This window comes from Maribacter sp. LLG6340-A2 (genome assembly GCF_045057105.1).
Classification (GTDB): Bacteria; Bacteroidota; Bacteroidia; order Flavobacteriales; family Flavobacteriaceae; genus Maribacter.
This window is the reverse complement of the sequence record NZ_CP159332.1, coordinates 3,905,495-3,919,055: the sequence shown is the minus strand read 5'-3', so window position 1 is coordinate 3,919,055 and position 13,561 is coordinate 3,905,495. Positions and strand designations below refer to the sequence as shown.

Here is a 13,561-nt window from a genome sequence, read left to right as displayed (position 1 = left end):
TATAGCTTATTTATTTAATTCTCTTGCAACACGTACCAATAATTCAGTGGGACTAACCGGTTTAGTAATAAAATCATTTGCACCCAGTTCAAAGGCACTTAATACATTTTGCTCATTTCCTGCAGAGGATATAATTATGATCGGGGTACTTAATTTAAGATCGTTCCTAACAAAATCTATCAACTCTATGCCAGAAAAATAGGGCATCATGATATCACTAACGATAATGTCCGGTCTCTGGTGGGTTAGATACTCCTTTACTTCCCTGCCATTGGAAGAGTGGTGTACATCGTAACCACCTTTTTTTAATCTAAAATTAAGTAAGGAGGCCAACAATTGGTCGTCGTCTGCCAATAGCACATGTTTACCCATTCTTTTTGTTTAACAAGGTTATGTGGTCATCTATATTCTCTTCCAGTCTTGGGTAATCATCTTTAAAAGTTTGGTATAATTGCTTCACTTTTTCAACATTACCTTCTTTGCAATTTGCCTCTAACTCGACGATTAACTGTCGCATACCCGTAGCTTTAAGCATGGCAAAACCGGCTTTTAATTTGTGGGCGGACAATGCTATTTCATCCAAGTTCTCCGTTTTAAGGTGTAGCTTAACATTCCCCATGAATTCCAACACATTCAACTTAAATAGTTTTACGAGTTCATTAAGCATTTCTATTTCTCCAAAACAATCGCTTAACAGGTTGTCAAGGTCAACTTTTGTAGTCTCTTTAGGTTCAATCATCTTTTTATCAAGCATTTTTTTAATCGTTGTTCTACTCTTTTTTTCTTTTTTGTTCTTTAGAATGACGGACATTAACTCACTAAGGGTATAAGGTTTTAGTAAAAAATCATTAATGCCAATTTCCTTGCAATCCTTACCGTCTTGTTCCGTAAAATCTGCACTAAATGCCACTATGGGCACCGTACTAATAGTAGTGTTCTTGTGTTGGCGTATGGCTTTTGACATTTCAAAACCGTTAACGTTTGGCATTTTCAAATCCATCAACACTACGTCAATTTTTTTATTTGCCAAAACCGCTAAGCCCTTGTTCAGGTTTTCATGGGTATACACCTTACAATCCCACTTCATTAATTGCTCTTTGATCAAGTGCTGGTTCATTAAATTATCTTCAAAAACCAATATTTCGGTCCCTGCCAATAATTTTTTACCATTTTCAACACTGGTGCTTTCAATTAAGTTGAGAGGAATGTTTTTGGCGTTGCCTATTGCGTATGGAATGGTAAAGCTGATAATGGTGCCCTTACCTACTTCGCTTTCTATTTGTATTGTACCATTTTGCTTTTCAACAATTTCCTTGGTTATGGATAGACCAAGTCCGGTACCCCCATATTTTAATGCCGTATCCTCATCTGCTTGGGCATAGCGTTTAAATACTTTTTTAAGTTTTTCCTTTGATATGCCAATGCCCGTATCCGTTACGGTAAATTGTAAATCATTGTAATCTTTATGTTCTTTTTTAACGGAAACCGATAATTTTATAAATCCTTGATCGATAAACTTTATGGAGTTACCCAATAAGTTTAATAAAGCCTGTGATAATTTGGTAGGGTCACCCTTTATGAACGTTGGCACATTCTCATCTACATCTACGATCATTTTTATGTGATTGTCCAACATTAGGGTCTGGCAGAGAAACATCACATCACTGATTAACGAGGATAGGTTAAAATCTACGGTTTCAAAATTGATGTTACCCGAAGAAATTTTTGAATACTCTAGAACTTCATTGATTATTTTTAATAGTGATGTGGATGCAAATTGAATTGCTTCTACCTTTTTTTCTTGGCTATCATTAAGCGTTTCCTCTTTTAACAAGTTTGCAAAGCCAATGATGCTGTTCAACGGAGTTCTGATTTCATGACTAACCTGAGCAATAAATTGATTTTGTTTTAATAGTTTTTTTTCAATTTCCTCTTTCTCCTTGTTTTTCAAAGCATGGTCATTGGTCTTTTTATTTTTACTTTGTGGGGAGTAGATATGATGCTCTAAACTATTTCTAAAGCTATTGAATGACAACCGCAGATCTTTGGCGTCCTCAGCACTCAGCTCCTCAAATGAAAATTCACTCACCGCTCGTTCCAAAGTTGAAAGTTGACCAATTAAATCCTTAGTTTTTGAAATGGACATGATTAATGCTTCTTTAATTATTTATGCTCAATTAGTTATTTAATTTAAAAATGGGCCTTTATACCCTTGTCGGCAATAAATTGTTTCCAAGAGGTGGTTATTTGTTGTGAATACTCTTAAATTGTAGGTCTAAAAAATAATCAATGAGACCATTCATCTATTTTATTTGCTTGTTAACCGTTTTTTCATGTGCTGAAAAAGAGGAAAAACTTACAGAAAACACCTTGGAAAAAGCGAAACGAATACATGAAGAAATAATTACGATTGATACACATAATGATATCAATATCAAGAACTTCACAGATAGCGTCAATTATACGCAACGCCTTGAAACCCAGGTGAATTTGCCTAAAATGAAAGAAGGCGGTCTAGACGTATCTTGGTTAATTGTTTACACCGGTCAGGATAGCCTAACGGAAATAGGCTACCAAAACGCCAAAACCAACGCCATGCAGAAGTTTGATGCCATTCATAGACTAACCGATTCATTGGCTCCCAACGACATTTCTTTAGCATTAAATTCCGCAGATGTCAGGGAAATTATAGCTTCAGGGAAGAAGGTGGCCATGATCGGAGTTGAAAATGCCTACCCAATTGGTACCGATTTAAGCGAATTTGAAAGATACCATGACCTTGGCGCCAGATACATTTCATTGGCCCACAATGGTCATAGTCAATTCTCTGATTCCAATACAGGAGAAGCAGATGGCATATGGTTAAATAATGGTTTAAGTGATTTAGGAAAACAAGCTGTAAATGAGATGAATAGACTGGGAATTATGATAGATATTTCTCACCCTTCAAAAGAGGCAATCAAACAAATGCTGGCGTTGTCAAAAGCACCTATTATTGCCTCACATTCCTCGGCAAGGGCGCTCTGTGACCATAGTAGAAATTTAGATGATGAACTGTTATTGTTATTAAAAGAAAATGGTGGTGTGGTACAGACCGTTGCCTTTAGCTCTTATTTAAATACCGATAAGTATAATTCAAGATCTGCATATATGAAAGATATTTATGCGCAAGTGGCCGACTCTTTAGGAATAGAATGGTATGAGCGTTCACAGTTCTCTTCCCTGACCGATGCGCAGAAAGAAATGTTCATGGACAATTATCCAAAAGTATTGAACATTGGAAAGGAAATAGTCAAAAACCGCCCAGATGCTCCAGAAGCGGTGAACGTGAAGGACTTTGTGGACCATATAGATTACATGGTAAAACTTATGGGGATAGACCATGTAGGCATTAGCTCAGATTTTGACGGTGGCGGTGGTATAGAAGGGTGGAACGATGCTTCAGAAACCTTAAATGTTACCGTAGAACTTGTAAAAAGAGGCTATACTCAAGAAGAAATTGCCAAACTTTGGGGAGAAAATTTATTACGTGTCTTGGACCAAGTACAGGAAATAAGTAAAACACTTAATAAGGCCTAATCCTCTTCTCCAAGAGCGGCCAAACGATCTTTTACAAATTCTATCTTGGTCTTGCCATGAGGTTTGGGTTTCCCGTTTTCCCCTAAATTGACCATAATGATATTATCTACCGTAACAATGGTTTCATGGTTCATTTTATTACGTACTTCGCAGTTTAGGGTCAAGGAAGTTTTACCAAACTTAACGACTTCGATTCCGATTTCTATTACATCACCTTTTTTGGCAGCGCTCATAAAGTTGATTTCGGACATGTATTTGGTTACGATCTTACCATTTTCTAATTGTATAATAGTATAAAGGGCAGCTTCCTCATCTATCCACGCCAATAACCTTCCACCAAATAAAGTACCGTTAGAATTTAAATCTCCAGGTTTTACCAATTTTCTAGTATGAAATCTCATATCGTAGTTTTTATATTATAGATGACAAAGTTATGACGGAAAATTAAGAAAACCCCTACCAAATCATTCTAGGATTTAAGAATTACCAAAACCAAAATGGTCTCCTATAGAATTTTAGATTATGGCAATAAGCCAAAGAGGAAATTGGCGGAAGTCTAAAATTTACGTACTAATAACAAATTGTACTGTTGTTCATAACAGGTTTAAAACTTCTACGGAAGCTTCTCCTTTGCCCTAAACTAATCTGTACCTTTAAGTAAATTCTACAACGTTATGGAAAGGTCGCAGAAATTACTAAGTATACGTCCCACAATACCTTCGGCAAAGATTTTACCCAATATGAGTGAAGAAGAACGATTTCAAAACCAAACATTACGGCCCATATTAAAATTACAGAACGATCTTTTTCTTTTTTCCTTTCAGAACTATATCAAAAAAATGAAAAATACGTTTTACGACCATGGGTTGGAAAAACAAATGGCCTATATAGCAAATGCCATACAGAAGGACATCAAGTATCGTAATGCGCTAAAGGGAATGATTATTGGCCAATTTACCCAAGAGGAGTTTGAAAAGTATCTTTTACATTCATCGGCCTATAATAAACGTATGATGAATATGGTCATAAAGCGCCTACAGGATCAGATACAGTTTTTTGATAAATTACAATTAGTCCAATAAGGACTCTCCATTAAGATTTGTAGTCAAAACATTGCTCATAAGGTCAAAATATGGGCGTATGAGTTGAAAACTGCTATTGATTTCTTGGGCAAAAGTACTGGACATTACCTCTGCATCGGTAAATTTTCTAGTGAAGATAAATTGTTTTTTTCTGATAAATTCAATGTTTGGATCTTCCTTGTCAAATCCTTTTGGTGCCGTTTTTAACTCATCGCCTGCCAATGGTCCCCATACTTTTTTAAACTGTATTTTGTTAATGATATCGGTAAGTTCAGACACATCTATTTCCCATTCTTTTCTTATTCTAAATAAATCCTCCTTGTTAGGATTCCAAAAACCGGTAGCAATAAAGCTTGCTCCAGGTTCCAAATGTATGTAGTAACCACCACGACGATGTAAACCTGCCCTGGCAAAGGAAGCGGAAAAACTATTTTTATATGGGGTTTTGTTTTTGGAAAAACGTACATCCCTATATATACGAAAGACTTTTAAACGTTCTATTTCATCATGTCCGCTAAGCAATTGTAAGACATGGTTAAAAAAACTTTTTGTAGCCTCATCTTCCTTTTTAAAACGCTGTTTATGTTCCGCAAACCAATCCCTATTATTATTTTTTTGCAGTGATTTTAGAAATTGAAAGGTGCTCTTTGTAATATTTGTTTCTAACATACGACCTAGCTCTTGTGATTTTAAGCTAAAGTTAACCAATAGAGAGGAAGTCCTTTTGTTAATTTGGTTAATTTTGGAAAACTAATGCATAACCATGGACCATCAATCAATAATCCAAAAAATTAACGCACATAAAAAGCAACCTAATCTAAGGTTTCGTCTAAAGAAGAATGTAGAGAAATTTACAGACTTACTTTTTTATACCCTTTTTGATATAGAGACCCCGGTTGCCGACAATTTAGGAAAACTACAATCCCAGTTTGATGAACTCGTGGAATTGGCCTGCTGGGAGAGCGACAAACCCTGTAAAAAAATATGGGAGAATTATGTAGCGCGGTTGCCACATATTTTGGAAAGCTTGAATTTAGATGCCGAAGCAACCGTTAACTGTGATCCTGCCTCGCTTTCTATTGAAGAAGTATACATGGCCTACCCTGGTTTTTACGCCATATCTGTTTATAGATTGGCACATGAGCTTTACAAATTTGGATTTCCGTTGGTACCCCGTTTAATGACGGAGTATGCCCATAGACAAACTGGTGTAGATATAAATCCCGGAGCACAAATTGGTAAATCATTCCATATAGACCATGGTACAGGTGTAGTCATTGGTGAAACCGCCATAATCAAAGATGATGTAAAAATTTACCAAGGGGTTACCTTGGGCGGTCTATTTGTTGCCAAAAATCTTCAAAAGACCAAGCGCCATCCTACTATTGAGAATAATGTAACCATTTATGCCAATGCAACTATCTTAGGCGGTGATACTATAATAGGCGCTAATAGTGTAATAGGCGGAAATGCTTGGATTACCGCATCTGTTCCGCCACATTCAACTGTTTTTCATACGCCTGAAATAAAAATTAAAACCTTACCAAATGTCTAACTCCATAGAATCGCTGATCGGTAACACCCCATTGGTGAAGTCAAGGGTTCTCAATACCAATCCTAATGTAAACCTGTATTTTAAATTGGAAGGTCATAATCCTGGCGGCAGTGTTAAGGACCGTGCAGCCTATAATATGATCAAAATGGGTCTGGAGCGGGGAGATTTTAATGAAAACAGTAAATTGATAGAGGCTACTAGCGGTAATACCGGTATTGCCTTAGCAATGATCGCGGGTATCTACGGTTTGGATATTGAATTGGTCATGCCCGAGAATGCGACCAAGGAACGGGTACAGACTATGAGGGCCTATGGGGCCAAGGTTACCCTTACACCGGCCAAGGTAGGAATTGAGGGAGCCCGTGATTATGCGGAAAATAAGGTGACAAACGAAGGATTTATAATGATGAACCAATTTGGGAACAATGATAATTGGATGGCACATTATAAATCTACTGGTCCGGAAATTTGGAACGATACCCAAGGAGAAATAAGCCATTTTGTATCTGCCATGGGTACTACTGGTACTATAATGGGCACATCTACCTTTTTAAAGGAAAAAAACCATCTAATTCAAATAGTTGGCGTACAACCTACCGATGAGTCCAGTATACCGGGCATACGTAAATGGCCAGAGGAATACCTGCCCAAGATTTTTGACCGTTCTAAGGTAGATCGTATAATGGAGGTAAGTGAGAACGAGGCCAAGGAAATGGCAAAAAGGTTGGCCAAGGAAGAAGGTATTTTTTCTGGAATGAGCAGTGGTGGCGCCGCTACGGTTGCAATACGACTGGCCAATGAGCTGAAACAAGGTACTATAGTTTCCATTGTCTGTGATCGTGGAGACCGCTATTTATCCTCAGACCTTTTCGGTTAAATGTATAAGATAAAAAAAGAGCCAATTACGGCTCTTTTTAATTTTATAAAGATAGACACTACTTATTTACTGGCCGTATGGGAATATGATTTGTTATACTCTTCTACAAGAAATTCTATATTTTCCCCTTGTTCATTGGTAAATATATAAGTAGCCTTATTATTATCCATGGTCTTGGATTTTAAATTTAGGTTTTCTACTATTTTAAGGTTTTCGCCATCATCCATTGCAACGACTAATTCATTGTTCTTTGATACTAAAACAAAATCTTCTGGGGATTTGGATTCGTAACTAAAGACAATTTTCTCGTCAAAATCGTCATCTTCATCATTATCTATTCTAACAGTTTTAACAATTGTAGCAATACTGTCCACCACTCTGGCCTGGTCAATTTTTCCTTCATCCTTTTCATCCCTTTCTATAGTATTTAAACGCTTTGTGGTGATTTCTACCGTATTTTTCACAAGCTTTTCACCATTATTAATCGTATACGATTTTGATATTTTAGTGTCAAGCACCTCTGGGTCAACCTCTTGTGCGGCAGCATTAACACCGGTTAATAAAAGACCTGTTACAAACAGTGTAAGAATTGTATTTTTCATAGTAATATTCATTTTAGTTCAAAGCATATCAATATGATATACCCTAGACTACCTGGTTAATTAATAAACATACAGGTTCCGATAATGGAAAAAATGTTATTTATAAATTAATCAAAATAGCTAAGCGCAAGATATAGTAGGATAGTCTTCTAGGCTGACCCAAATGAACAAACCTTTAATTGTAATGAATTTATGAAAGGCTATAGCCATTTCTTTTTTTTGAAGTATATCATCATCCCAATAAATAGGATAATCATGACCGCCCATACGATGTGATATCCATATCTGTAATGAAGTTCTGGCATATGGTCAAAATTCATTCCGTAAATACCAGCAATGAAGGTAAGTGGTATAAAAATAGAAGCCATTATTGTCAATACCTTCATGACTTCGTTCATTTTATTACTCATGTTACTCATGTACATTTCCATTAAACTCATGGACATTTCGCGGTAGATCTGCAAACTCTCGTTAATTTCAATGGTATGATCCTGAACATCGCGCAAAAATAACTTGGTGTCTTTTTTTATTAAATTATTTTCCGTGTCAATAAGTCGGCTTATTAATTCCTTTACGGGATAGATCCAACGACGTACCTGTAAGATTTCTTTTTTTAGTACTTGAATGTTTTTGGCCACTTCTGGTTCCGGATTATTATAAACCTCGTCTTCCAGTTGTTCTATCCTATAATTTAAATTCTCTATGACAAGAAAATAGTTATCCACTATAGCATCCAGTATGGCAAAGAATAAATAATCTGCTCCCCTGCTCCTAATTCGTCCTAATTTGCCTGTAATACGCTCGCGCAAACCGTTAAAGACATCTTCTTTCACCTCTTGGAACACCAATACGGTATTTTCCAACAAAACTAGGGCTATATGCTCGCCCACCACTTTCTCTTCATCAGAGATATATAGCATTTTAAACACACCAAAGATATAATCCTCGTATTCGTCTATTTTAGGGCGTTGTTCCGTATTGACCACATCTTCAAGAACCAGGGGATTTAGATTAAAATGTTTTCCTAGTTGCTCTATAAAAGGTTCATCTGAAATACCTACGATATTCACCCATGAAATTTTATTGCTCCGGTCAGAGCTTAAAAAATCCTTCAACGTATTGAATTCTTGTTCTTCAAAACCAAAAGGGTCATATAAAATATTATAAATGGTACTGTCCGATCGTTCCTTATTCCCCATGTAGCTCACGGTTCCGGGAGCCTTACCCATTTTGTTATGCACACGGGATTTTTTCTTTTTTCTTTTTGGGAATGCTAACTTTTTACGAAGCGCCATGAACTATTTTTTATAAATATATTAAAACAACCGCCTACTTGTTGAACTGTAATTCGTTTAAAATTAATCCAGAACCCGGGGCAATACTAGTTAGTTTATGCTCGCTACCCGGTTTTAAGGCCGACTTAATCTTATCTAGAGTCAGTTCATTTCTTCCTAATTGAACCAATGCGCCCATTATCAACCGTATTTGATACCGCATAAATCCCTCTCCATGTATTTTTAGAAGGTAACTCTCTTCAGGAAAAAAATTTGCCTCCAATATATGGTTTCTGATAATACTACATGAAGTTACCGTTCTTACTTTATTTTGCTGTGGCTTATCTGATGTTGTAAACACCGAAAAATCATGTTTTCCCTGAAACAAGCTTGCACCCTTCTTCATTAATTCAATATCCAAAGGTTCCATATAATTTGTAATGAAGGGAGCACTAAACGGATGGTTTTTGGATCCGAAAGAAAAAAAATAGAGGTATTCCTTTATTTTACTGTCCTTTATAATATTGAATTCCTCATCTACAGGCTCTATGGATACCAATCTGATGTCCGTTGGTAAATTTTTGTTGAAAGCTTCAAGAAATATGTCCAGGTTTGACAATTTTCTATGTAGAAACAGCTCAAAAGCCGCATCTAAGGCAGAGACTTTAGCATCGGTACGGCCAGCTCCTAAAACTTTGAATTCTTGATCGGGATATAGAAAAGAAAATGTTTTTTCCAACATTCCGGAAATAGTCTTTTGCTTGGGCTGTACTTGCCAACCACTATATCTAAATCCCAAATATTGTAACCGAACAAAATAACGGTAAGGGTATTTATTCATGTAGTAAATGTAAAGACAAAAAGTAAAAGCTAATGAGTTTTCCCAACACAAACAGTAATTGAATATTTTATATCATGCGGTTTAAAAAGAATCTCGTGGAACCAAACTTCTTAATATTTTTTGCAGCCCCAAACATCATATTACCAATAAAAAAAAGCCCTAAACATTACGATTAAGGCTTTTTTTTAGGTTTTAAATACCTTTTAAGAAACTACTGTAAAGATCTTTAAACTCAAACCCATCGGTGAATCTTTGTTTGTTCAGTTTTTTGAAGGAGACCAATCCCCATAACAACAATTCTTTTAAGAAATACACATCCTTAGCATCATAATCTGGCTGATGATCTTTTAGCAACTGGTTTAATGCGGGAATACTGTCTAAAGCACGTTTGTATTCTTCATCGGTAAAATCGTCCATCAATTCAAAGCCTTCTCCTTGAAAGAACCAATGTAACAGTTCATCATAAACCGTTTTTTCATCTTTACGTTCCAGCTTGTTAATTTTCGGGAAGTATTTTGGAAACAATGATTTTACTGCATCATCTATAAGAATAGCTGCAACACCGTCCGCTCCCTCCTGCTCTCCTTCATATACCAATTCAATCTTTCCGGTAATTGCAGGTATAATCCCCAAGAAATCGCTTAAACGCACCATGGTATGGTCACCACCGTTCAATAATGACCTACGCTCTGCAGTACTTAATAAGTTTTCAAAAGCGGTAATACTGGTACGTGCACTAACACCACTCTTAGCATCGACATATTCACTATCACGAGCTTCAAATATTATTTGCTCTAACAGGTCCTTTGCTAAATCCGGAACATAAACAGCATCTGTTTGTCTAGAATCTAACTTAGCTTCTTGCTCTGTAATCTTACGGGCAATTTCAATATCATCTGGATAATGCGTTAATATCTGAGACCCGATTCTATCTTTTAGCGGAGTAACGATACTCCCTCTGTTAGTATAATCTTCGGGGTTTGCCGTAAATACAAACTGAATATCCAAAGGCAATCTTAATTTGAATCCACGTATCTGAATATCTCCTTCTTCCAAAATATTGAATAAAGATACTTGTATACGTGCCTGTAAATCCGGTAGTTCATTAATCACGAAAATACAGCGGTTGGCGCGAGGGATCATCCCGAAATGAATCACTCTGTCATCTGCATATGACAATTTCAGATTTGCCGCTTTTATAGGGTCTACATCTCCAATTAAATCTGCCACCGTAACATCCGGAGTAGCCAATTTCTCTGCAAACCGTTCATCTTTATGCATCCAAGCAATAGGCGTATCATCGCCTTTTTCCTTGATTAATTCCATGGCAAATCTGGACATAGGCTTCATAGGGTCATCATTAATTTCAGAACCTTCTACAACGGGTATATATTCATCTAACAGATTCACCATTAAATGCGCCAAACGTGTTTTTGCCTGACCACGAAGTCCCAATAAGTTAATATTATGGCGAGATAGAATAGCACGCTCTAATTCCGGAATTACGGTATCTTCATAACCCCAAACCCCAGGAAAAGCATCTTCTCCTTTCTTAATTTTTTCTACAAGATTGTCTCGCAACTCATCTTTTACACTTTTGGTTTTATAACCTGACTTGACCAACTGGCCCAAAGTTTTAATTTCTGTATGCTTCAATTTCATATTTTTTTTAATCAAATGGTAATAAATCTGGTTCTAAAAATTCCTTCTTGGCACTGTCCGAATTAAAAATATCAAACCCATAGTGTGCGTTCAATAAATTTTTAAAATTATGTTTCAACCTTGGAAATTCAAGAATAAAATTTCTAAAAGTATCCGATTTGGATTTTAACATAAAATGATAAACAGCTTTGACCGAGGCTATGGTTAATGTCTTATTGTATTTATGGCCAGCTCCTAAATGACTTACATATTCAAGCAACTGATCATGAATATGTTCCTCTGCTTTTTTAACACCATATTTATTTATTTGTAACCATGCAAGTCTCAAATGCGCTTCATGGTCGAATATTTCTGGATTTAAAATACCTCTTTTAAACTGCTCTTCAAAATCTAAATCGGTTAGGCTATAATGTGTATTCATCATCGCTTTATAAGTACTGCTTTAATAACTTTAAGACTTTAGTATTTCCTTTTTGAATTATAAGAAATTGCAAAAAGTCAATACATTAATTTCATATCGCTATCTATTTAAGTCGCTTTTTTCTGTTCGCTTCGTAATCCTCAAATATCATTTCTCCCAATCCTTTTAATCCGGTGAAAAATGCTTTGCCTTTATTAGCCTCTGTAAAATGGCGAATAAACTGCATTAAATATGGGTCTTGGGCAATCATAAATGTAGTAATGGGAATATGCAACTTACGAGCCTGGCGCGCCATATTATAGCATTTCTCCACTATAAAATCGTCTAGTCCCACACTATTCTTATAATACGTACCGTCTGGCATGCGCAAGCAACTGGGCTTACCATCTGTAATCATAAAAATCTGCTTATTGGTATTACGTTTCCTGCGGAGCATATCCATCGCCAACTGCAAACCTGCAACGGTATTGGTGTGATACGGCCCCACTTTTAAATACGGCAAATCCTTTATGGGTATGGGCCATGCATCGTTACCGAAAACCAAAATATCCAAGGTATCTTTTGGGTACCTGGTGGTAATCAGCTCTGCCAAAGCCATCGCCACTTTTTTAGCGGGAGTAATTCGGTCTTCACCGTACAAGATCATACTATGACTAATATCGATCATAAGTATGGTACTCATTTGTGCTTTGTGCTGGGTATCTTCTACCACCAAATCATTTTCACTTAAATGAAAACTGCCTACACCGTGATTAATTTGAGCGTTTTTAAGGCTCTCGGTCATAGATATGTTTTCCAGACCATCGCCGTAACGGTATTCCCTAAGATCGCCCGTATGCTCATCTCCTTGTCCCGATTTACCTGTTTTATGATTACCTGCACCACTACGTTTTAGCTTCCCGAAAATTTGATCTAATGCACGCTGACGGATGATACGTTCCATTTTCGCGGTTATCGAAATATCTCCACCACCGGAACCTTCTTCCCCATCTTCACCGTTACCACCGCCATCTTTAAACTCTTCGCGTATGTAACCTTTTGCCTTAAGATCTTCTATAAAGTCGTCAATGGTATAGTCTTCGGTTGTCAATTCATATTCCTTGTCCAGTTCGCGTAACCAATCGATAGCTTCGTCGAAATCGCCAGAAGTATGCGTAATAAGCTCTTGAAAAATATCAAATAGCTTATCAAAAATAGATTGTTCGGGTGCTTCGTAAGTTTCAAATCGGAACCCTTTTCTTATATTCATAGCCATACTATAAAATTAACACTTTTACCTTGGATGCCCACGGCTTTTGGGAAATGTTAACGTTGTTGTTTAAGTTTGGTTGATGGTTGACTGTTGACGGTTGTTGGTTGTTGGTTGTTCGTTGTTCGTGTTGAGTTGGACGCTATTCGCTGTGCGCAATACGCTGTGCGCTTTTCGCGTGGTGCATAGCGTTTTGAGGAAGCAACTTCGGCTACGGAAAATAATTGGCAATAAACAATTATTAGTTGGCAGTATCAGTTTTCAGTATGCAGTTTAAGTAGCCACGATACAACAATAGCGAAAGGCGTACGGCGATTAGCGCATGGCTCATAAAATTCGTCTTTGCGAGGAGCTTTTTAGGGACGAAGCAATCTGTTTGTTTCGTGTACCTAAGCTACAGACTGCCGTGATATGCACGC

The 13,561-nt window shown here is 36.8% G+C and carries 14 protein-coding genes; 4 read left to right on the top strand and 10 right to left on the bottom strand.

What is annotated here, in order from left to right:
* Nucleotides 1–6: 6 nt before the first annotated feature.
* Nucleotides 7–372 carry a response regulator transcription factor gene (locus tag ABVM52_RS16570; RefSeq protein ID WP_405382187.1) on the bottom strand — a complete coding sequence of 122 codons (366 nt, stop codon included), beginning with the start codon at nucleotides 370–372 and terminating at the stop codon, nucleotides 7–9.
* Entirely contained in the window at nucleotides 365–2,146 is a 1,782-nt protein-coding gene (locus tag ABVM52_RS16565) for an ATP-binding protein (protein ID WP_405382186.1), read from the bottom strand. Before ABVM52_RS16565 ends, ABVM52_RS16570 begins: the two co-directional genes overlap by 8 nt.
* Nucleotides 2,147–2,289: 143 nt before the next feature.
* Between ABVM52_RS16565 and ABVM52_RS16560 the strand changes: the two genes are divergently transcribed.
* Nucleotides 2,290–3,579, top strand: coding sequence for a dipeptidase (locus ABVM52_RS16560; protein WP_405382185.1), 1,290 nt, complete (start codon nucleotides 2,290–2,292; stop codon nucleotides 3,577–3,579).
* On the opposite strand, the gene ABVM52_RS16555 is transcribed toward ABVM52_RS16560, so the two are convergent.
* Entirely contained in the window at nucleotides 3,576–3,980 is a 405-nt protein-coding gene (locus tag ABVM52_RS16555) for an acyl-CoA thioesterase (RefSeq protein ID WP_089260432.1), read from the bottom strand. The genes ABVM52_RS16560 and ABVM52_RS16555 overlap by 4 nt on opposite strands.
* 273 nt (nucleotides 3,981–4,253) lie before the next feature.
* On the opposite strand from ABVM52_RS16555, the gene ABVM52_RS16550 reads away from it, so the two are divergent.
* The gene (locus ABVM52_RS16550; RefSeq protein ID WP_405382184.1) at nucleotides 4,254–4,661 is read left to right on the top strand and encodes a glyoxalase; all 408 of its coding nucleotides are present in this window, start codon (nucleotides 4,254–4,256) and stop codon (nucleotides 4,659–4,661) included.
* Here ABVM52_RS16550 and ABVM52_RS16545 read toward each other — a convergent pair.
* Nucleotides 4,650–5,330: a DUF2461 domain-containing protein gene (locus ABVM52_RS16545; RefSeq protein WP_405382183.1), complete on the bottom strand. Its 681-nt coding sequence runs from the start codon at nucleotides 5,328–5,330 to the stop codon at nucleotides 4,650–4,652. The two genes, ABVM52_RS16550 and ABVM52_RS16545, sit on opposite strands and share 12 nt — an antisense overlap.
* Before the next feature lie 94 nt (nucleotides 5,331–5,424).
* On the opposite strand from ABVM52_RS16545, the gene epsC reads away from it, so the two are divergent.
* Together epsC and cysM are read left to right on the top strand one after the other, a co-directional pair.
* Nucleotides 5,425–6,216 (top strand): serine O-acetyltransferase EpsC, encoded by a 792-nt coding sequence (gene epsC / locus ABVM52_RS16540; protein WP_405382182.1) that lies wholly within the window; start codon nucleotides 5,425–5,427, stop codon nucleotides 6,214–6,216.
* A complete protein-coding gene (gene cysM / locus ABVM52_RS16535; protein WP_405382181.1) occupies nucleotides 6,209–7,093 on the top strand; it encodes a cysteine synthase CysM in 885 nt (294 codons plus the stop codon). Before epsC ends, cysM begins: the two co-directional genes overlap by 8 nt.
* A 62-nt stretch (nucleotides 7,094–7,155) precedes the next feature.
* On the opposite strand, the gene ABVM52_RS16530 is transcribed toward cysM, so the two are convergent.
* The 6 genes from ABVM52_RS16530 to ABVM52_RS16505 form a co-directional block, all read right to left on the bottom strand.
* The gene (locus ABVM52_RS16530) at nucleotides 7,156–7,695 is read right to left on the bottom strand and encodes a hypothetical protein (RefSeq protein WP_405382180.1); all 540 of its coding nucleotides are present in this window, start codon (nucleotides 7,693–7,695) and stop codon (nucleotides 7,156–7,158) included.
* Between the two features lie 200 nt (nucleotides 7,696–7,895).
* The gene (gene corA / locus ABVM52_RS16525) at nucleotides 7,896–8,990 is read right to left on the bottom strand and encodes a magnesium/cobalt transporter CorA (RefSeq protein ID WP_405382179.1); all 1,095 of its coding nucleotides are present in this window, start codon (nucleotides 8,988–8,990) and stop codon (nucleotides 7,896–7,898) included.
* Nucleotides 8,991–9,024: 34 nt separating this feature from the next.
* Nucleotides 9,025–9,810: a tRNA pseudouridine(38-40) synthase TruA gene (gene truA, locus ABVM52_RS16520; protein ID WP_405382177.1), complete on the bottom strand. Its 786-nt coding sequence runs from the start codon at nucleotides 9,808–9,810 to the stop codon at nucleotides 9,025–9,027.
* A gap of 192 nt (nucleotides 9,811–10,002) precedes the next feature.
* Nucleotides 10,003–11,472, bottom strand: coding sequence for a magnesium chelatase (locus tag ABVM52_RS16515; RefSeq protein WP_405382176.1), 1,470 nt, complete (start codon nucleotides 11,470–11,472; stop codon nucleotides 10,003–10,005).
* Nucleotides 11,473–11,479: 7 nt separating this feature from the next.
* On the bottom strand, nucleotides 11,480–11,896 hold the full coding sequence (locus ABVM52_RS16510) for a hypothetical protein (protein WP_405382175.1): 417 nt from the start codon (nucleotides 11,894–11,896) through the stop codon (nucleotides 11,480–11,482).
* Nucleotides 11,897–11,996: 100 nt separating this feature from the next.
* Complete coding sequence (locus tag ABVM52_RS16505; protein WP_133672649.1) at nucleotides 11,997–13,148, bottom strand: VWA domain-containing protein; 1,152 nt, start codon at nucleotides 13,146–13,148, stop codon at nucleotides 11,997–11,999.
* Nucleotides 13,149–13,561 lie beyond the last annotated feature (413 nt).